The sequence below is a fragment of the Actinoplanes xinjiangensis genome, from assembly GCF_003148685.1.
Taxonomy (GTDB): domain Bacteria; phylum Actinomycetota; class Actinomycetes; order Mycobacteriales; family Micromonosporaceae; genus Actinoplanes; species Actinoplanes xinjiangensis.
On record NZ_QGGR01000027.1, the window covers coordinates 62,393 to 81,519 of the forward strand.

General features: G+C 70.1%; 20 protein-coding genes. 5 read left to right on the forward strand and 15 right to left on the reverse strand.

What is annotated here, in order from left to right; genetic code table 11:
• Window positions 1-115: 115 nt before the first annotated feature.
• Window positions 116-1,237 (reverse strand): adenosine deaminase, encoded by a 1,122-nt coding sequence (locus tag BC793_RS38830; RefSeq protein WP_109601608.1) that lies wholly within the window; start codon window positions 1,235-1,237, stop codon window positions 116-118.
• A gap of 26 nt (window positions 1,238-1,263) precedes the next feature.
• Here BC793_RS38830 and BC793_RS38835 point away from each other — a divergent pair, with 26 nt between their 5' ends.
• Window positions 1,264-2,079, forward strand: coding sequence for a putative RNA methyltransferase (locus tag BC793_RS38835; RefSeq protein WP_109601609.1), 816 nt, complete (start codon window positions 1,264-1,266; stop codon window positions 2,077-2,079).
• Here BC793_RS38835 and BC793_RS38840 read toward each other — a convergent pair.
• From BC793_RS38840 to trpS, 12 genes are all read right to left on the reverse strand, one after another.
• A complete protein-coding gene (locus tag BC793_RS38840; protein WP_109601610.1) occupies window positions 2,076-2,756 on the reverse strand; it encodes a DUF4272 domain-containing protein in 681 nt (226 codons plus the stop codon). The two genes, BC793_RS38835 and BC793_RS38840, sit on opposite strands and share 4 nt — an antisense overlap.
• 6 nt (window positions 2,757-2,762) lie before the next feature.
• Complete coding sequence (locus tag BC793_RS38845; RefSeq protein WP_109601611.1) at window positions 2,763-4,040, reverse strand: thymidine phosphorylase; 1,278 nt, start codon at window positions 4,038-4,040, stop codon at window positions 2,763-2,765.
• A complete protein-coding gene (locus BC793_RS38850; protein WP_109601612.1) occupies window positions 4,037-4,753 on the reverse strand; it encodes a cytidine deaminase in 717 nt (238 codons plus the stop codon). The genes BC793_RS38845 and BC793_RS38850 overlap by 4 nt, the downstream gene beginning before the upstream one ends.
• A 129-nt stretch (window positions 4,754-4,882) precedes the next feature.
• A complete protein-coding gene (locus BC793_RS38855; protein WP_109601613.1) occupies window positions 4,883-6,151 on the reverse strand; it encodes an ABC transporter permease in 1,269 nt (422 codons plus the stop codon).
• Window positions 6,152-6,155: 4 nt separating this feature from the next.
• On the reverse strand, window positions 6,156-7,418 hold the full coding sequence (locus tag BC793_RS38860; RefSeq protein ID WP_109601614.1) for an ABC transporter permease: 1,263 nt from the start codon (window positions 7,416-7,418) through the stop codon (window positions 6,156-6,158).
• On the reverse strand, window positions 7,415-8,929 hold the full coding sequence (locus tag BC793_RS38865) for an ABC transporter ATP-binding protein (RefSeq protein ID WP_307784594.1): 1,515 nt from the start codon (window positions 8,927-8,929) through the stop codon (window positions 7,415-7,417). Before BC793_RS38865 ends, BC793_RS38860 begins: the two co-directional genes overlap by 4 nt.
• Before the next feature lie 134 nt (window positions 8,930-9,063).
• A complete protein-coding gene (locus tag BC793_RS38870) occupies window positions 9,064-10,158 on the reverse strand; it encodes a BMP family lipoprotein (protein WP_109601661.1) in 1,095 nt (364 codons plus the stop codon).
• A gap of 200 nt (window positions 10,159-10,358) precedes the next feature.
• Complete coding sequence (locus BC793_RS38875; protein ID WP_239170517.1) at window positions 10,359-10,583, reverse strand: SCO4848 family membrane protein; 225 nt, start codon at window positions 10,581-10,583, stop codon at window positions 10,359-10,361.
• A 24-nt stretch (window positions 10,584-10,607) separates the two neighbouring features.
• Window positions 10,608-10,985, reverse strand: a complete 378-nt coding sequence (locus BC793_RS38880; protein WP_109601617.1) for a hypothetical protein — start codon at window positions 10,983-10,985, stop codon at window positions 10,608-10,610.
• A gap of 7 nt (window positions 10,986-10,992) precedes the next feature.
• On the reverse strand, window positions 10,993-11,913 hold the full coding sequence (locus BC793_RS38885) for a YihY/virulence factor BrkB family protein (protein WP_109601618.1): 921 nt from the start codon (window positions 11,911-11,913) through the stop codon (window positions 10,993-10,995).
• Window positions 11,914-11,934: 21 nt separating this feature from the next.
• Window positions 11,935-12,492 (reverse strand): 2'-5' RNA ligase family protein, encoded by a 558-nt coding sequence (locus BC793_RS38890; protein WP_109601619.1) that lies wholly within the window; start codon window positions 12,490-12,492, stop codon window positions 11,935-11,937.
• An 8-nt stretch (window positions 12,493-12,500) separates the two neighbouring features.
• Window positions 12,501-13,526, reverse strand: coding sequence for a tryptophan--tRNA ligase (gene trpS, locus BC793_RS38895; RefSeq protein WP_109601620.1), 1,026 nt, complete (start codon window positions 13,524-13,526; stop codon window positions 12,501-12,503).
• 133 nt (window positions 13,527-13,659) lie between these two features.
• Between trpS and galE the strand changes: the two genes are divergently transcribed.
• From galE to BC793_RS38915, 4 genes are all read left to right on the forward strand, one after another.
• A complete protein-coding gene (gene galE / locus BC793_RS38900; RefSeq protein ID WP_109601621.1) occupies window positions 13,660-14,634 on the forward strand; it encodes a UDP-glucose 4-epimerase GalE in 975 nt (324 codons plus the stop codon).
• Window positions 14,631-15,773 (forward strand): galactokinase, encoded by a 1,143-nt coding sequence (galK, locus tag BC793_RS38905; RefSeq protein ID WP_109601622.1) that lies wholly within the window; start codon window positions 14,631-14,633, stop codon window positions 15,771-15,773. Before galE ends, galK begins: the two co-directional genes overlap by 4 nt.
• Window positions 15,774-15,810: 37 nt before the next feature.
• On the forward strand, window positions 15,811-15,996 hold the full coding sequence (locus BC793_RS38910) for a hypothetical protein (RefSeq protein WP_109601623.1): 186 nt from the start codon (window positions 15,811-15,813) through the stop codon (window positions 15,994-15,996).
• A gap of 100 nt (window positions 15,997-16,096) precedes the next feature.
• Window positions 16,097-16,900 carry an ATP-binding protein gene (locus tag BC793_RS38915; protein ID WP_109601624.1) on the forward strand — a complete coding sequence of 268 codons (804 nt, stop codon included), beginning with the start codon at window positions 16,097-16,099 and terminating at the stop codon, window positions 16,898-16,900.
• Here the strand turns inward: BC793_RS38915 and cysN are convergent.
• Together cysN and cysD are read right to left on the reverse strand one after the other, a co-directional pair.
• Complete coding sequence (cysN, locus tag BC793_RS38920; protein ID WP_109601625.1) at window positions 16,884-18,182, reverse strand: sulfate adenylyltransferase subunit CysN; 1,299 nt, start codon at window positions 18,180-18,182, stop codon at window positions 16,884-16,886. The two genes, BC793_RS38915 and cysN, sit on opposite strands and share 17 nt — an antisense overlap.
• The gene (cysD, locus tag BC793_RS38925; RefSeq protein ID WP_109601626.1) at window positions 18,182-19,093 is read right to left on the reverse strand and encodes a sulfate adenylyltransferase subunit CysD; all 912 of its coding nucleotides are present in this window, start codon (window positions 19,091-19,093) and stop codon (window positions 18,182-18,184) included. The genes cysN and cysD overlap by 1 nt, the downstream gene beginning before the upstream one ends.
• Window positions 19,094-19,127 lie beyond the last annotated feature (34 nt).

Consider the following 19,127-nt stretch of genomic DNA (forward strand, 5'->3'; position numbering starts at 1 on the left):
TATGCCGACTTTGCAGGCGGCAGTCTAGCCGAACGGCGGGGAGCCCAAGTCAGACGGTGGATTTCTTTTGACGTACGTTCGACCGAATCCGAATTTGACCTGATATAGCGCGATCTCAGGCGAGGAGCTTCGCGTACGCCGGCTTGATCACCTCGTTGATCAGGACCAGCCGCTCGTCATACGGGATGAACGCCGACTTCATGGCATTGATGGTCAGCCACTGGAACTCCATCCAGCCCCACCCGAACGCCTCGGCCAGCAGGGTCATCTCCTTCGACATCGACGTACCGCTCATCAGCCGGTTGTCGGTGTTGACCGTGACCCGGAACCGGAGGTCGCGCAGCAGCTTGATCGGGTGCTCGGAGATCGACGCGGCGGCGCCGGTCTGCACGTTCGACGACGGGCACATCTCGAGCGGGATCCGCTTGTCCCGGACGTAGGCGGCGAGACGGCCCAGCACCGGCGGTGCCGAGTGGGTGCCGCCGGTGGCCGACGGGGCGCTCGGCCCGTCCGCGGTGACCGTGATGTCGTCGATCAGGCGTACCCCATGGCCCAGACGGTCCGCACCGCACCACTGGAGGGCCTGCCAGATCGACGGCAGGCCGAAGGCCTCGCCGGCGTGGATGGTGAAGTGGAAGTTCTCCCGCTGGAGGTACTCGAAGGCGTCCAGGTGCCGGGTGGGCGGGAAGCCCGCCTCGGCGCCGGCGATGTCGAAACCGACCACGCCGCTGTCCCGGTAGCGGACCGCCAGCTCGGCGATCTCCTGCGACCGGGCCGCGTGCCGCATCGCGGTGAGCAGGGTGCCGATCCGGATGGGCGTGCCGTTCGCCGCCGCTTCGGCGCAGCCCTCCCGGAACCCGGCGTGCACCACCTCGACCACCCGGTCGAGGGTGAGACCGCGCTCCAGGTGCTGCTCCGGGGCATACCGGATCTCGGCGTAGACGACGCCGTCGGCGGCCAGGTCGAGGGCGCACTCGCGGGCGACCCGATGCAGGCCCTCCTCGGTCTGCATCACCGCGACGGTGTGGGCGAAGGTCTCCAGGTACCGTTCCAGCGAACCGGAGTCGGCGGCGGCGACGAACCACTCGCCGAGCCGTTCCGGATCAGTGGAGGGCAGTGGATGTCCGACCTTCTCGGCCAGCTCGACGATGGTGGCCGGCCGCAGTCCACCGTCCAGGTGGTCGTGCAGCAGGACTTTCGGGGCCTTGATGATGTCGGAATGTGCGATGCCAGCCATCAGAAGAGCCTAGAGGGAAGCGCTCGATGATCGACGGAGCTATTCCGTATCTGTGGTGCCCGGTGTGCCGGGAGCCACTCGCCCGCCGGGAGCGGGCGCTGCGCTGCCCGCGGCGGCACAGCTTCGACATGGCCCGGCAGGGGTACGCCGACCTGAGTGCCGGGCGCCTGCCGCACACCGGGGACAGCGCCGAGATGGTGGCCGACCGGGCCGGGTTCCTGGCCGCCGGGCACTACTCGTTCATCGCCGATGCGCTGGCCGGGCATCCGGCCGACGGGCTGGTGCTGGACGCCGGCACCGGGACCGGCGACTACCTGGCCTGGTTCCTGGACGCCGCCCCCGGGGCGACCGGGCTGGGGCTGGACGTCTCCAAGCCGGCGCTGCGACGGGCCGCGAAGGCGCATCCGCGGGCGGCGGCCGTCCTGACCGACCTGTGGCGCCCTCTGCCGGTCGCCGACGCGGTGGCGGGCGTGGTCCTCAACGTCTTCGCGCCGCGCAACGGCCCGGAGTTCCACCGGGTGCTGCGCCCCGACGGTGTGCTGCTGGTGGTCACCCCGGCCGCCGACCACCTGGCCGAGCTGATCGCCGCGCACGGGCTGATCCAGGTCGACCCGGACAAGGCGGCCCGGGTCAGCGGCAGCCTCGGCGAGCACTTCGCCCTCGCCTCGAGCGTCACGCTGCGGCGGGAACTGACACTGACCGCGGCCGAGGCCCGGACGCTGATCGGGATGACCCCCAGCGCCCGGCACGTGCCGGCGGACGGCCTGCCCACCCACGGCCTGACGGTGACGGCCGCCGTCGACGTGGCGGCCTACCGGCCGCTTCCCCGGGCGTCCGGCTAGACGGAGAGGTCGACCTCTTCCCATTCCGGGGGAGCGTCGTGGTACGGCCCCTTGAAGACCACCGCCCACTCGAGGGCCCACCGGCGCTGGCCGATCGCGTTGCTGTCCACCTCGCCCGGCAGCGGCCGGCCGCTCTGCTCCGCCTCCTGATAGGCCCAGTCCAGGCAGTAGTAGAGGTCGAGCAGGACCGCGGCCTCGATCGGGTCACGGACCGCGACCAGCGACCGGGACCGCCAGCTGGCGAACGTCTCCCCCGCGGGCAGCTCGGGCATCTGGGCCATCATCCGGTCGTCCGGCGCCACGGTGGGGTCCAGGTGCCGGCTCAGGCCGAGCAGCCAGGCCAGTGCGAAGACCGCGTCGTGGTGCAGCACGAAGGAGCGGTGGTCGCCTTTCGCCCCGATCACGAACTGCCACTCCGGCGGGGTGACCTGCTCCACCAGGTGCGAGCCGAGCAGCCAGCTCATCGCGGCCTCGGTGGGCATGCCGAAGCAGCGGGCGACGACGACGTGCAGCACCGCGGCGCGGGCTTCCAGCTCCGCGGTCGGGCGCAGCTCGACGGTGTCACCCGCCTCCCAGACCAGTGGGAACGCCAGCGGGGGCAGGGGCAGGCCGAGACGGGCCAGCTCGTCGAGACTTGCCTCGCGGACCGCGCGGGGGTCGGGGGCGGCCATCTGCATGGCGGCTCAGGCTATGCGGTCGAGCAGGAGCGGGGAAGTGGCGGGCTGCCCGGCACCGACGGTTATCGCGCCGGCGGCGTCGTCGCGGGCCGCGGGGATCCGGGACTCGTCGTCGGCACGCAGCTCCAGGAGCACGTCACCGGCCTTGACCCGGTCACCGGGGCGGACCCGCAGCTGGACGCCGGCGCCGAAGCTGACCGGGTCCTCCTTGCGGGCGCGACCGGCACCGAGACGCCAGGCGGCGATGCCCACCCCGTACGCGTCGATCGAGGTCACCACGCCGTCCTCGCCGGCCCGCAGCACCTCGGTGTGGGCGGCCGTCGGCAGCGGCGCGTCCGGGTCGCCGCCCTGCGCGCGGATCATCGCCCGCCAGGTGTCCATCGCCTGCCCGCTCGTGAGCGCCTTCTCCGGGTCGGCGTCCACCCCGGCGGCGGCCAGCATCTCCCGGGCCAGAGCCAGGGTGAGCTCCACCACATCGGACGGTCCGCCGCCGGCGAGCACCTCGACCGACTCGGCGACCTCGTTGGCGTTACCGACGGCCAGGCCCAGCGGGGTGCTCATATCGGTCAGCAGGGCGACCGTGGTGACGCCGCTGTCCTTGCCGAGCTGGACCATGGTGCGGGCCAGTTCCTGCGCGGTCGCCAGGTCCTTCATGAACGCGCCGGTGCCCACCTTCACGTCCAGGACCAGCGCCCCGGTGCCCTCGGCGATCTTCTTGCTCATGATCGAGCTGGCGATCAGCGGGATGGCCTCGACCGTGCCGGTGACGTCGCGCAACGCGTACAGCTTGCGGTCGGCCGGCGCCAGGCCCTCGCCCGCCGCACAGATGACCGCGCCGATCTCCTGGAGCTGGCTCTTGAACTGGTCGTTGCTGATCCGGGCCTGCCAGCCGGCGATCGACTCCAGCTTGTCCAGGGTGCCGCCGGTGTGGCCGAGGCCGCGGCCGGACAGCTGGGGCACGGCCACCCCGCACGCGGCGACCAGCGGGGTCAGCGGCAGGGTGATCTTGTCACCGACGCCGCCGGTGGAGTGCTTGTCGGCGGTCGGCCGGGACACCGAGGAGAGGTCCAGCCGTTCGCCGCTGTTGATCATCGCGGCGGTCCAGCGGGCGATCTCGGCGGGTGTCATGCCGCGCAGCAGGATCGCCATGGCGAGGGCCGACATCTGCTCGTCGGCGACGACACCCCTGGTGTAGGCGTCGACCACCCAGTCGATCTGGGCGTCGGTGAGCACGTGGCCGTCCCGCTTGGCCCGGATCACGTCCACGGCTGCGAATGCACTCACGGTTTTTCCTCTTCCCAGCGCTGCCGGATGTTCTCCGGAGCTTCTCCCTCGCCGGCCCAGGACAGGCCGCCCTCGGCATCCACCACCACGACCCGGGGAGTCCGGACCAGGCCCCAGGCCACCGCGGCGGCCGTCGTGGGCAGGTTCGGTCCCTCCTCCAGGATGCCCTTCTCCTCGGCCGATCCGGGCTCGCCGGACGACCGCTCCCAATAACCCGTCCAGATCGTCGTGCCGCCGGAGATGTCCGGGTGCACGAAGACCGTCCCCCGGCCGCGCCACCTGGCCAGATCGGCCGGGACGTCGGCGGCACCGACCGGGCCGGTGACCCGCTCCATGTCCTCGTAGCCGAACGCGTGCGGCAGCAGCTCGGTCATCCGCAGCGGCCGGGGCAGCGCCTCGACCAGCAACTCCGGGCCGCCGTGCTCCCACAGCAGCTGGCGACAGCGCCCGCACGGCATCAGCGGGGCGCCGGTGGCGTCCACGCACGAGATCGCCACCAGCCGGCCGCCGCCGGTCGCGTGCAGCGAGCTGACCAGGCCGCACTCGGCGCACAGGGTCATGCCGAGCGACGCGTTCTCCACGTTGCAGCCGACCACCATCCGGCCGTCGTCGACCAGGCCGGCGACGCCGACCGGGAAGTCCGAAACCGGTGTGTACGCCCGCCGCATCGTTTCGATGGCGGCGGCGCGCAGGGCCGCCCAGTCGATCTCCATGACGTCGATTCTGCCGTACCCGGCGGGTCGATCCGACCGCGGCACCGTTACCCGCGCTCGAAAAATGATCATGAAACAAACGGGAAACCGCTCACGAACGTCGGGTTCGCGAGCGGTTTCCGATGGATCTCAACTCTTGATGTACGGCTGACCGTCCGCCGCCGGAGCACGGACCCGGCCGACCAGACCCGCCACCGCGATCAGCGTGGCCAGGTAGGGCAGCATGTTCAGGAACTGGCTGGGCACCGGGCTCTCGATCGCGCTGAGGTAGGTGGCCAGCTTCTGGGCGAACCCGAAGAACAGGGCCGCACCGAGCGCGCCGAACGGGGTGTACCGGCCGAAGATGAGCGCGGCCAGGGCGATGAAGCCGGCGCCCGCGGTCATGTTCTTGGTGAAGCTGCCGGTCGCCACCAGCGTGAAGTAGGCGCCGCCGATACCCGCCACCACACCGCCGAGCAGCACGTTGAGGTAACGCAGGCCGCGTACCCGGATGCCGACCGTGTCCGCCGCGGTCGGGTGCTCGCCGACCGCCCGGGTCCGCAGGCCCCACCGGGTCCGGCTGAGCCCGAAGTGGATCGCCACGACCAGGGCGAGTGCCACCCAGACCAGCAGGTTCGCCTCGAACAGCACCGGGCCGATGACCGGGATGTCGGCCAGACCGGGGATCCGCCACTCGGGCATCTGCGGCGGCGTGTTGTAGGTCTGCGCGTCGGGCTGCATCAGGCGCTCGTAGAGGAAGCCGGTGATGCCGAGGGCGAACAGGTTGAGCACCATGCCGACGACGGTCTGGTCGACCAGGTAGCGGATCGACAGCACGGCCAGGATGGCGGCGATGATCACGCCACCGACCGCCGCGCTGATCAGGCCGGCCCAGACGCTCGTCGCCATCGTGCCGACCAGGGCGCCGGCGAACGCGCCCATCAGGAACTGGCCCTCGATCGCCACGTTCACCACACCGGACCGCTCACCGAGCACGCCGGCGAGCGCGCCGAGGATCAGCGGCAGGGCCAGTTGGAGGGTGCCCTCGGTGGTGTCCACCAGCGGCATGAAGTTGCCCGCCACCTGCCAGCACAGGAAGGACAGCACGAAGGCCAGGATGCCCAGGCTGAGCAGCACGTTGGAGCGGCGCCGGGCCAGGCCGGCCAGCATCGCGCCACCGGCCGCCAGCGCCAGCAGCCCGAAGAGCACCGCACCGACCTGGCCGTTGATGGAGAGCGCGGCGCCTTCGGCGTCCTCGCTCAGGGTGAACCGGGCGTCCTCGCTCGGCGCCAGCGCGCCGAACACGGCCGCGGCCAGCGCGCCGATCAGGACGAGGGCCAGGCCGAGACGGCACTGCCGGGACCAGAACGGCTCCGGCGCGGCGACCTCGGTCGGCTCCTGCACAGTCGCGGTCGACATGTCCTCAGCCCTTCGCCAGGGAGGTGCCGGCCCCGGTGACCCGGGCGGCACGCAGACGGAAGATCGCCTTCACCAGGGCGGGGGCGGCGATGAAGATGACGATGAGCGCCTGGAGCACGGTGACCAGCTCCAACGAGATGCCCGCGTACGACTGGATCCGGTTCCCACCGGCCCGCAGCGCACCGAACAGCAGTGCGGCGAAGAACGTGCCCCACGGACGGTTGCGGCCCAGCAGCGCGACGAGCAGGCCGTCGAAGCCGATGTTGCCGGCCACCGCCGGGGTCAGCGCGTACGCCGTACCGAGCACCTGGGTCGCACCACCGAGGCCGGCCAGGCCCCCGGCGACCGCCATCAACAGCACGTACGTCCGGCCCACACTGATGCCCGCGGTCTGCGCGGCGTGCGGGTTGGCGCCCACCGCGCGGATCTCGAAGCCGAAGGCCGAACGCTTCAGCAGCCAGGCGACACCGGCCGTGACCAGCACCGCGATCAGGATGCCGAGGTGCACCCGGAGAATGCCGCCGGGGGACGGCAGCTGTGCCGACTCCGCGACGGACTTGCTGATCGCGTCGGTCCGGCCGGGAGCCTGCACCCCCTTCTGGATGACCAGCCAGGAGAGGAAGAGCGCGGCGGTGTAGTTGAGCATGATCGTGGTGATCACCTCGTGCGCACCGGTCCGCGCCTTGAGCAGGCCGGGGATGAAGCCCCAGAGCGCACCGCCGATGACACCGGCGAGCAGCGCGACGACCAGGTTGAGCACGATCGGCAGGCCGAACGTGAAGCCGGCGGCACCGGCCACCACACAGCCGAGCACGGCCTGGCCCTGGGCGCCGATGTTGAACAGGCCGCCCCGGAAGGCCAGCGCGACCGACAGACCGGTGAACACCAGCGGCGCGGCGTAGGTCAGCGTCTCCGACAGCGGCGCGAACGCCTCCTGCCAGGTGGCGGTGCCGTCGAACCAGGCCTGGAACACGGCCGGGTCACCGAAGGCGCCCTTCAGCAGATCGGCGTACGCCTCACTGATCAACGTCCAGCTGGCGTTCAGCGCGTCCGACGGACGGGCGGTGAAGTAGACGAACTTGGCCAGCACGTCCGCGTCCGAGACGACGATCAGGACCGCGCCGATGATCACCGCCAGGACGATCGACAGGGTGGTGATCAGGACGTTGTTGGACGCCCAGAGGTTACGGGTGAACACGCTCAGGAAGCTCTCCTGATCGGCGGGCGCCGGCTTCTTCGGCGCCTCGGTGTTCGTCTCGGCGGTCACTTCTCCCCCTCCGCCGGCGCGCCGGTGATGCCGGCCATGAGCAGGCCCAGTTCCTCGCGGGGCGTGTCCGGCGAGACGATGGCCAGGATCCGGCCGCGGTACATCACCGCGATCCGGTCCGCGAGGCCGACGACCTCGTCCAGCTCGCTCGAGACCACGAGCACCGCCGTACCCTGGTCACGCTCGTGAATGATCTGCTTGTGGATGAATTCGATCGAGCCGACGTCCACACCGCGGGTGGGCTGCGACGCGATGAACAGGCGCAGCGGGCGGGACATCTCCCGGGCCACCACGACCTTCTGCTGGTTACCGCCGGACAGGGTGCCGACCAGGGTGTCCGCCGACTGGCAGCGGATGTCGAACTGCTCGATCCGCTCCCTGGCGTTACCGCCGACCTTGCCGCCGTCGACGCGGAAGGCGTTGCCGTACGGCGCGCTGTCGTACATGTCCAGGACGAGGTTCTCCGCGACCGAGAACTCCTTGACCACGCCGTCGTGGCTACGGTCCTCGGGGACGTAGCCGACGCCGGAGCGCAGGATCTTCTTGGTGCTCAGGCCGATCAGGTCGTCGCCCTCCAGGCGGACCGATCCGGCCCGCACCTCGCGCAGGCCCATCACGGCCTCGACCAGCTCGGTCTGGCCGTTGCCCTGGACACCGGCGATGCCCAGCACCTCGCCGGCCCGGACCTCCAGGTCGACGCCGTCGACCGCGCGGATGCCCCGGTCGTCGTCGACCACGAGTCCGTCGATCTTCAGGACGACGGCGCCCGGCTCGGCCGGGGCCTTCTGCACCTCGAGGCTCACGGCCCGGCCGACCATCAGGGCGGCCAGTTCGTCCTCGCTCGTGTCCGGGCTGGCGGTGCCGACGATCCGGCCGCGGCGGACCACGGTGATCCGGTCGGCGATCGCCTTGACCTCTTTGAGCTTGTGGGTGATGAAGACGATCGACTTGCCCATCGCGGTCAGCGACCGCATGACGGCGAGCAGTTCCTCGGTCTCCTGGGGGGTGAGCACCGCGGTCGGCTCGTCCAGGATCAGCAGGTCGACCTCGCGGGTCAGCGCCTTGACGATCTCGACCCGCTGCTGTGCGCCGACCGGCAGGTCCTCGACCAGGGCGTCCGGGTCGACGGGCAGGCCGTACTTGGTGGAGGTGTCGATGACGTCCCGGCGGGACCGGCGGCGGTCCAGCCAGCCGAGCGGCCCGCCGCGGGTCTCCTCCGCACCGAGCGCGATGTTCTCGGCCACGGTGAAGACGGGAACCAGCATGAAGTGCTGGTGCACCATGCCGATGCCGGCGGCGATGGCGTCCCGGGGACTGTTGAAGACGACCGGCTCGTCGTTGACGAGGATCTGACCCTCGTCCGGGTGGAGCAGGCCGTAGAGCTGGTTCATCAGCGTCGATTTACCGGCGCCGTTCTCGCCGAGCAGGGCGTGAACCTCGCCGGGCTCGACCGTGATGTCGATGTGGTCGTTGGCCACCAGGTCGCCGAAGCGCTTGGTGATGCCGCGCAATTCCAGTTTCAGCGGAATCTCCCGACGTCGGGTAGCTGGTCCTGGTGGACGGTTGACAGGTCTAATGCGAGCCGCCGCTCGGCCGCGGTGTGAATCCGCGGCCGGGCGGCGGCCAGATGCTACCTACTCGAAGGTCACTTCGGCGCGCTGGCCGACTCGACCTTCACCTTGCCCGCGATGATGTCGGCCTTCAGCGTGGTCAGCTCGCCCTTCAGAGCGGCGTCGACCTTGCTGTCGAAGCTGTGGAACTCGGCGAGCGAGACGCCGTTGTTCTCCAGGTTGCCGACGTAGCCCGGGGTCGCCGACAGGGTCTCACCCTTGGCGCCCTTGACGACGGCCTCCTTGACGGCCTCTTCGATGTTCTTGACCACGGTGCTCAGGAACACGTCGCAGTACTGCGCGGCGCTGGTGCAGCCGTCCTGGTCGACCCAGATGACCGAGACCTTGCCGCCGGAGTCCTTGGCGACCTGCGCGGTGCCCAGGCCGGTGCCGCCGGCGACCGGCATGATCACGTCGGCGCCCTGCGAGACCAGGGTCTGGGTGATGCTCTTGCCCTTGTTCTGGTCACCGAAGTTCTCGGCGAAGCTGCCGTTCTGCGCGGCCTTGTTCCAGCCGAGCACCTCGACCTTCTTGCCCTTGACCGTGTTGTAGTGGGCGACACCGTCGGCGAAGCCGTCCATGAAGATGGTCACCGGGGCGATCTTCAGGCCGCCGTAGGTGCCGACCTTGCCGGTCTTGGTGTAGCCCGCGGCCAGGTAGCCGGCGAGGAACGCCGCCTGCTGGGTGGCGAACTGCATCGGGTAGACGTTGGGGCTCTCGCTGCCGCTGTCGACGATGCCGAACTGCGACTTGGTGCTCTCCTTCGCGATCTTGGTGGTGGCCGTACCCATCAGGCCGCCGACCGCGAGGATGAAGTTGCAGTTCTGCGAGACGTAGTTACGCAGGCCCGGCTCGTAGTCGGCCTCGGACGAGGACGCCACGTACTTCGGGTCGACGTTGGTTGCTTCCTTCTGGGCGGCCTGGAGACCGGCCCACGCGGAGGCGTTGAACGACTTGTCGTCGATGCCGCCGGTGTCCGTGACCATGCATGCCTTGTAGGCGGCCGCAGCGGCGGTGCTTCCGCTGGCGGCCGGGGTCTCTGCCGGGGCCTCACCACAGGCGGCGGCAGCGAGCGTCAGCCCACCTGCCGCGAGAATCGCCACGATCCGCTTCCCACGTACTGGGCGCAAGACGCCCTCCTTCCGCTGCACACCGAGGTTCGAGTACCCGGGTGAATCTCAGGTCGGGAGCGTATCCCCGGCCCCGTACCGAGACCGGACATCGGTACGGACTGTTGGCGCACCGTTATACCGCCGCAATCACCCTGGTCGTGGCACGTCGCTTTCGGCTGGTTCAGGAGGGAATTGCGCCCGTGACAGGAAACACTGAGTTAACGTTCAGCGCGCCGCCATGCCCGTACGCCGAGCACGCCGACGGTGGTCCCGATGGCCAGGGACGCGACGATCAGCACGGCGTGCACCCAGAGGAACGCGGTCGGCGCCGAGCCGTCGAAGGAGCGGTCGTCCTTCCAGATCGCCAGCCCGAACCGGGGCCAGATCACCCAGGTCCACACACCCACGCCGATCAGGAACGCCGCCCAGCGTCTGTTGATCATCACGGGGCAAGTATCCCAGTGCGGTCAGGCGGTGAGTCTCCCGGCTATCCGGCGCCAGCCGGCCAGCACCTCGTCGGGCTCCGGCGGCGCGTCCGGGTACTCCTGGGCCACCAGCGGCTCGGAGTCCTCCGTCCCCGGGTCCTCCGCGGCGTCCCGGACCAGGTCGATCTCCTTACGGATCGCCTCCACCCCGTTCAGCGGCAGCATCGGCTCCACCACGGCCATCAGGTCGTCGTCGATCACCACGGCGCGGGCCAGCGCGAGCGCGTGCCGGTGTTCGTACGGCCCGCACACGATGGGCTCCCAGTCCTCCGTCTCGTCGAGTGATCCGAAGGTGATGACCCACGGCTGCTCGGCGATCGGCGAGCCGGGTGGCAGGTGCAGCGTCACGAGGGTGCCCATCGGCCCATCATCGCGGGCGGTCGTGCCGAATCCAGGTGTTTTGCCCCACCGGGGCGGTCTTGTCATCAGCTGACAGATCGACCACCCGGCCGTGCGGGCTGGTCGCCGCCCAGGCCGCGCCGAACAGCAGCAGCTGGTTGAAGACGTAGAGGTAGACCAGGGCGCCGACGGCGGAGCCGACCAGGCCGTACGCCGGATTGCGCTCGACCAGCCCCACGAACGACTTGCCGACGGTGTTGAGCAGCATGATCCCGATGCCGACTTGGAGCACCGGCGGTGTCATCCGGCGGGCCGTCATCCGCAGCCGGGGCACGGCCGCCAGCAGCGCCGCCGCCAGCAGCATGTTGACCACCAGGGTGAGAACCCAGCTCACCACCGACAGCGGGGCCGTGAACCCGCCGCCGGCCATCCAGTGCAGCAGCCGCTCCAGGCCGTAGACGGCGAGCTGGGAGAGGGCCAGCAGGAGCAGCAGCCCGACCAGCACCACCAGGTCGACGGCCTGCCGGATGCCGATGTAGCCGGGTTGCTCGCGGAGCCGCCAGATCAGGCGCTGCGACGACCGGATCGCCTCGACCCAGCCGATACCGGTGAAGGTCAGGCCGATCAGGCCGACGATGCCGACGCTGCCCTTGCTCTCCAGGATGGCCTGGATGTCGAGGAACGGCAGGTTCTGGTGGAGGAAGTCACGGACCAGGGCGAGCAGCTCGACGTTGGCGGTGAGCAGCCAGCCGAAGATGGAATACCCGATCAGCAGCAGGGCGAAGACCGCGAAGAAGCCGTAGTAGGCGATGGCCGCGGCCAACCGGCCACCCTGGACGCTCTCGTAGCGCAGGATCGCCCGGCAGAAGTGGTCGAAGTAGGGGGATCGGTAACGCACCGCCAGGATCCGGGCCGCGGTGGCGTCGAAGGCCCGGTCGATCGGATTCACCGGCCGACCGTATCGGACACTTCAGCTTCCGAGTGGGAAGTCCCGGCGTGGCCGCCAGGGACCCTCACCGCCGTGGGAGAACAGGGTGAACGCGGTGACCTCGAATCGGGCCGAGAAATCGGCCAGATCGTCGAACACCGCGTCCAGCGCCTCAGCCGGCACGTCCTGCGCCACCGTGACGTGCGGGTGGTACGGAAAACGGGTGTCCCGGTTGATGTCCTCGGAGCGGGTGATCGCCTCGGCCAGCAGCTCGCACTCGCTGATCCCCTGGGCCAGCGTCACGAACACCACCTCGGTGATCGGCCGGAACGTGCCGGTCCCCCGCAGGTGGACGGTGAACGGCTGCTGGGCCGACGCGATCGCCTCGAGATGTTTCTCGATCGCCGGCAGCGCGTCGGCGGCCACCTCGGTGGGCCCGAGGAGGGTGACGTGCGCCGGCGTCCAGGCGGCCTGCGGGTCACCGGCCTCCGCCCGCCGGCGGGTGAGCGCCGAGCCCCACGGCTCGGGGATGTCGACGGCCACGCCGATGCGGGTGGAGTCGGGCACAGCGCGCGGGCGGCTGTCGTCGGGATCGGACATGGTGCGGCTCAGGCTTCGCGGGCCGGACTGAGGAAACCCACGTTCTGGTACGCCCTGGCGAGCGTGGCCGCGGAGACGGCCCGCGCCTTCTCGGCGCCGATCGCCAGCACCTTGTCGAGCTGGGCCGGGTCGTCGAGGTAGAGCCTGGTCCGCTCCTGGATCGGCTTGACGAACTCGACGAGCACCTCGGCGAGGTCCTTCTTGAGGTCGCCGTAGCCGCGCCCGTCGTACGCCTCGAGCAGCTCGTCGATGGCCCGGCTGGTGAGCGCCGCGTAGATGGTCAGCAGGTTGCTGACGCCGGGCTTGTTCTCCTCGTCGTAGAGGATCTCGCGCCCGGTGTCGGTGACCGCCGACTTGATCTTCTTGGCCGAGCGGGCCGGGTCCTCCAGCAGCTCGATGATGCCGTTGGGCGAGGAGGCCGACTTCGACATCTTGATCGCCGGGTCCTGGAGGTCGAAGATCTTCGCGGTGTCCTTCACGATGTACGCCGAGGGCACGGTGAACGTCTTGCCGAACCGGGAGTTGAACCGCTGGGCCAGGTCGCGGGTCAGCTCCAGGTGCTGGCGCTGGTCCTCACCGACGGGCACCTGGTCGGCCTGGTAGAGCAGGATGTCGGCGGCCTGGAGGATCGGGTAGCTGAACAGGCCGACGGTCGTGCTGTCCTGCCCGGCCTTGGCCGACTTGTCCTTGAACTGGACCATCCGGCCGGCCTCGCCGAACCCGGTGATGCAGCTGAGCACCCAGCCGAGCTGCGCGTGCTCGGGCACGTGCGACTGGACGAAGAGGGTGCACCGCTCCGGGTCGAGCCCGAGGGCGAGCAACTGGGCGGCGGAAATCCGGCTTCGCTTCCGCAGAAGCGCCGGATCGTGTCCCATGGTGATGGCGTGCAGGTCGACCACGCAGTAGAACGCGTCGTGCGTGTCCTGCATCGACACCCAGTTGCGCACCGCGCCCAGGTAGTTGCCGAGGTGGAAGGAGTCGGCCGTCGGCTGGATGCCGGAAAGCACTCGCGGGCGGCGGGCAACGTCGGACATGGGCGCCATTGTGACAGCCCCGGCCCGCGATCCGCGAATCCCCTGCCGGGGCATGCTGATGTTCGAACCTGTTGACCTTTGATCGTTTCTGGGGAATTCTAGGTTCGTCCGCACCAGAGAAAGGGCCTCAGTCGTGAAATTGCTCGTCACCGGCGGCGCCGGGTACGTCGGCAGTGTGACCAGCAGGCTACTGCTGGACGCGGGCCACGAAGTGGTCGTGCTCGACAATCTGCGCACCGGGTTCCAGGAGGCGGTCGCCCCCGACGCGACCTTCGTGCAGGCCGACATCGCCGACGCCGGGCAGGTGCTCACGCCGGACTCCGGTTTCGACGCGGTGCTGCACTTCGCCGGCCTGATCGCGGCCGGCGAGTCGATGGCCCGGCCGGAGCTGTACTGGCACGAGAACGTGGTGAAGTCGCTGGCCCTCCTCGACGCGATCCGTGCCGCGAAGGTACCGCGTGTGATCTTCTCCTCCACCGCCGCGGTCTACGGCAACCCGGTCGAGCTGCCCATCACCGAATCCGCGATCAAAGCACCGACCAGCACGTACGGGTCGACGAAGCTCACCTTCGACCTGGCGCTCACCTCGGAGGCGTTCGCGCACGGCCTGGCCGCCGTCTCGCTGCGCTACTTCAACGTGGCCGGCGCCTACATCGCCGAGGGCCACGAGATCGGCGAGCGGCACGACCCGGAGACCCACCTGATCCCGATCACCCTTCAGGTGGCCGCCGGCAAGCGGGAGAAACTGCAACTGTTCGGCGACGACTACCCGACCGTGGACGGCACCTGCGTGCGCGACTACATCCACGTCGATGACCTGGCGCGGGCCCACCTGCTGGCCCTGGACGCCACGGTCGCCGGTGAGCACCGCATCTACAACCTGGGCAACGGCAACGGCTTCTCCAACCGGCAGGTCGTCGAGGCGGCCCGCGAGGTCACCGGCGCCGAGATCCCGGTGGAGATCGCCGCACGCCGCGACGGCGACCCGGCCACCCTGGTCGCCTCGTCCGGGCGGGCCCGCGACGAGCTGGGCTGGACCCCGCGGAAGAACACCCTGCACGACATGATCGGCGACGCGTGGACCTTCTACCGCAAGCACGTGGCATGAACCTGGCCGAGACCGCGCAGGCGGCATTCACCGAGGCGTACGGGACCGGCCCGGCCGGACTGTGGGCGGCACCCGGACGGGTCAACCTGATCGGCGAGCACACCGACTACAACGACGGGTTCGTGCTGCCCTTCGCGCTGCCGCAGCGGACCGTGGCGGCGGCCGGTCCCGCGCCGGACGGCCGCTGGTCGGTCTGCTCGACGCTGGCGCCCGAGCCGGTCGTCTTCGGGGTCACCGAACCGGGTGACGTCACCGGCTGGGGAGCCTACGTCGCCGGTATCGTGTGGGCTCTCCAGGACGCCGGGTTCGAGGTTCCGCCGGCGCGGATCGCGATCGCGTCGGACGTACCCCTGGGGTCGGGTCTCTCCTCGTCGGCCGCGCTGGAGTCGGCCGTGCTCACCGCGCTGATCGACCTCGGCGGTCTGGATGTGCCGACGGAACGGCGGCCGGCGATCGCGCAGCGCGCCGAGAACGTGTATGTGGGGGCGCCGACCGGCATCCTCGACCAGTCCGCGTCGATCCGCTGCCGTGCGGGGCACGCGCTGTTCCTGGACTGCCGCAGCTATGCGGTCGAGCAGATCCCGTTCGACCTGGCGGGCGAGGGCCTGGCCATCCTGGTGATCAACAGCAACGCGCCGCACCAGCACGTCGACGGCGAGTACGGCGAGCGCCGCAAGAGCTGCGAGGCGGCGGCCGCGGCCCTGGGCGTGCCCGCGCTGCGCGACGTCTCCACCGCCGAGTTGCCGCAGGCTCTGGACCGGCTCGACGACGACGTGCTGCGCCGCCGGGCCCGGCACATCATCACCGAGAACCAGCGGGTGCTGGACACCGTGTCGCTGCTGCGCTCCGGCCGGGTCCGCGAGATCGGGCCGCTGCTGACCGCCTCGCACGCGTCCATGCGGGACGACTTCGAGATCACCGTGGACCAGGTGGACGTGGCCGTGCAGGCCGCGCTGGACGCGGGGGCGTACGGCGCACGGATGACCGGCGGCGGTTTCGGCGGATGTGTGCTCGCCCTGGTCGACACCGGCCGGGCCGACGCGACGGCCGCCGCGGTCGCCGCCGCCTACGAGCAGCGGGGCTTCACCGCCCCGACGAGCTGGGTGGCCACCGCCGGCCCCGGTGCCGCCCGGGTCTGACGCTTCGAAGGGTTCTGCTGCGGGTATGCCCGGTCCCATGACGACCGACCAGCACCCGCAGCAGAACGAACCCAACGAGTTCGGATTCGCCGGCGCCGCCACCGGGCCGGAGCCCGACCCGCGCCGGCAGGACCCCACCGAGGACGTCGCGGTGCCCGCCGACGACTTCACCGCCCCTCTCACCCGGGCACTGGACGACGCCACCCACCGCGACGAAAGCTGACCGGCGGCCACCCATCTGAGGGCCCGGATGGCCGTTCGCCTGATCACCCGCAGGAGCGAGACCAGAGCCTCACCGGCCGGCACCGGACTATCGTGACGGCATGGGGGTAAGCCCACCGTATCTTCACGATGACACCGAGCGAGGTGTCAGCGTCACCACCGAAGCCGCCGAGGACGCCGTCGTCTGCGTCCTCACGGTCCGCGGAACATGGGACGCCCAGCTCAGCTTCCAGGTGTCCGTGACGCTGCGGCGGTGCTTCACCGAGCACCCGGACGGGCTGATCGTGGACCTCTCCGGGCTACGGGACCCGCACAGCGAGAGCATCCCCACCTGGATGACCGCCCGCGCCTTCGCCGCGAGCCTGGATCCGCCGGTGCACCTGGCCCTCTGTGTCCCGCCGGAGCTGCCGCTCGGCTGCCGCCTGCAGGGCCTGGGTGCCGGCCGGTTCCTGCCCGTCTACGCCAAGGCGCGCCAGGCCCGCGTGGCGCTGGCCGGCCGGATCCCCCGTGACCAGGGGCTGAGCCTGACACTGCGATCCGAGCCGGAGGCACCGAGCCTGGCCCGCAACCTGGTCAGCGACGCCTGCCTGACGTGGGGCCTGGTCCACCTGCTGCACCCGAGCCGGCTGGTGATGTCGGAGCTGGTCACCAATGCCGTCGAGCACGCCGGCACCGACATCCGGGTGACGGTGGGCCGGCGCGGTGCGGGGCTTCAGCTGTCCGTGGCCGACGACGACCCCCGTCTGCCCGGCATCCTGCCGGTCTCCCGCCCGCGCCCGGACCTGCCACTCGACGAGCGTGGCCGCGGGCTGCGGACGGTGGACGAGACGGCCGCCCGATGGGGCGCCGTCCCGACCGAGACCGGCAAGGTCGTCTGGGCGACCGTGGTCAGCGTGCCTCGATGATGATCCCGGCGCCGACCGTACGGTTGGTGCTCTCGTCGATCAGGATGAACCCGCCGGTGGTGCGGTTACGGCGGTACTCGTCGGCGAGCAGCGGCACGGTCGTACGCAGTTTGACCCGGCCGATCTCGTTGAGGCTCAGCTCGCCGGCCGACTCGTCACGGTGCAGCGTGTTCACGTCGAGCCGGTACTGAAGGCCGCGCACCACGGTCCGGGCGGTCCGGGTGGTGTGCTTGATCGCGTACTTGCCGCCGACCCGCAGCGGGGCCGTCTCGTCCATCCAGCAGACCATCGCCTCGATGTCCTGCGCGACAGCCGGCCGGTTCTGCGGGCGGCAGATCATGTCACCGCGCGAGATGTCGATCTCGTCGGCCAGCCGGACCGTCACCGACATCGGCGGGAACGCCTCGTCGATCGGGCCGTCAGCGGTCTCGATCGCCGCGATCGTGCTGGTCAGCCCGGACGGCAGGACCATCACGTCGTCACCCGGCTTGAGGATGCCGGACGCGACCTGACCGGCGTACCCCCGGTAATCGGTGACCGTGGTCGACTGGGGCCGGATCACGTACTGCACGGGGAAACGCACGTCGACCAGGTTGCGGTCACTGGCGATGTGCACGTGCTCCAGGTGATGCAGCAGCGACGGGCCCTCATACCACGGGCTGTTCTCCGACCGAGAGGCGATGTTGTCGCCGTTGAGCGCGGAGATCGGGATGATCGTCAGGTCCGGGGCGTCGAGCTTCGCGGCGAACGAGGTGAACTCGTCGGCGATCCGCTCGAACACCTTCTGGTCCCAGTCGACCAGGTCCATCTTGTTCACGCAGAGGACCAGGTGCGGCACCCGCAGCAGGCTGGTCAGGAACGCGTGCCGGCGGGACTGCTCGACCAGGCCCTTGCGGGCGTCGACCAGGATCAGCGCCAGGTCCGCGGTGGACGCTCCGGTCACCATGTTGCGGGTGTACTGAATGTGGCCCGGCGTGTCGGCGATGATGAACTTCCGCCGCGGCGTGGCGAAGTAGCGGTACGCCACATCGATCGTGATGCCCTGCTCCCGCTCGGCACGCAGGCCGTCGGTGAGCAGCGCGAGGTTCGTGTACTCGTCGCCACGGGACGCGCTGGCGGTCTCCACGGCCTCGAGCTGGTCCTCGAAGATCGTCTTCGTGTCGTACAGCAGCCGGCCGATGAGGGTGGACTTGCCGTCGTCGACACTGCCCGCGGTCGCGAACCGCAGCAGGTCCATGCCGCGGGAGGCGGCGGCGTCAGGCTCGAGAACTGCCTGGCTCATCAGAAGTAACCCTCTCGCTTACGGTCTTCCATCGCGGCTTCGCTGACCCTGTCGTCACCACGGGTGGCGCCACGCTCGGTGATCCGGGTCGCGGCGACCTCGTCGATCACCTTCTCCACGGTGTCCGCCTCGGAGAGCACGGCCGCGGTCTGCGACGCGTCACCGACCGTCCGGTACCGCACCCGGCGGACCTCGGACGTCTCACCGTCACGCAGCCTGATGAACTCGTTGACCGCGTAGAACATCCCGTTCCGCTCGACGACCTCACGGTCGTGGGCGTAGTAGATGCTCGGCAGCGGGATGTTCTCCTTGGCGATGTAGTGCCAGACGTCCAGCTCGGTCCAGTTGGACAGCGGGAACACCCGGATCGACTCACCCGGGTGATGCCGGCCGTTGTAGAGCGACCACAGCTCGGGCCGCTGGTTCTTCGGGTCCCACTGGCCGAATTCGTCGCGGAAGCTGAACATCCGCTCCTTGGCCCGCGCCTTCTCCTCGTCCCGGCGGGCGCCGCCGAAGAGGGCGTCGAACCGGTACTTCTCCTGAGCGGCGAGCAGCACCGGCGTCTGGATCCGGTTGCGGGTGCCGTCCGGCAGCTCACGGACCTGACCGGCGTCGATCGCCTCCTGGACGCTGGCGACCACCAGGTTCAGGCCGAGAGTGGCGACCCGGCGGTCCCGATACTCCAGGACCTCGGGGAAGTTGTGACCGGTGTCGATGTGCATGACCGGGAACGGGATGCGCGCCGGCGCGAACGCCTTCTCCGCGAGGCGCAGCATCACGATCGAGTCCTTGCCGCCGGAGAAGAGCAACGCAGGGCGCTCGAACTCGGCCATCACCTCACGCATGATGAAGATGCTCTCCGCTTCGAGTGCATCCAGATGCGATACGCGATAGGGCTTCGTCTGGCTCATGGGTTCTGTCCCCAGACCTTTCTCCGGTGTCGGC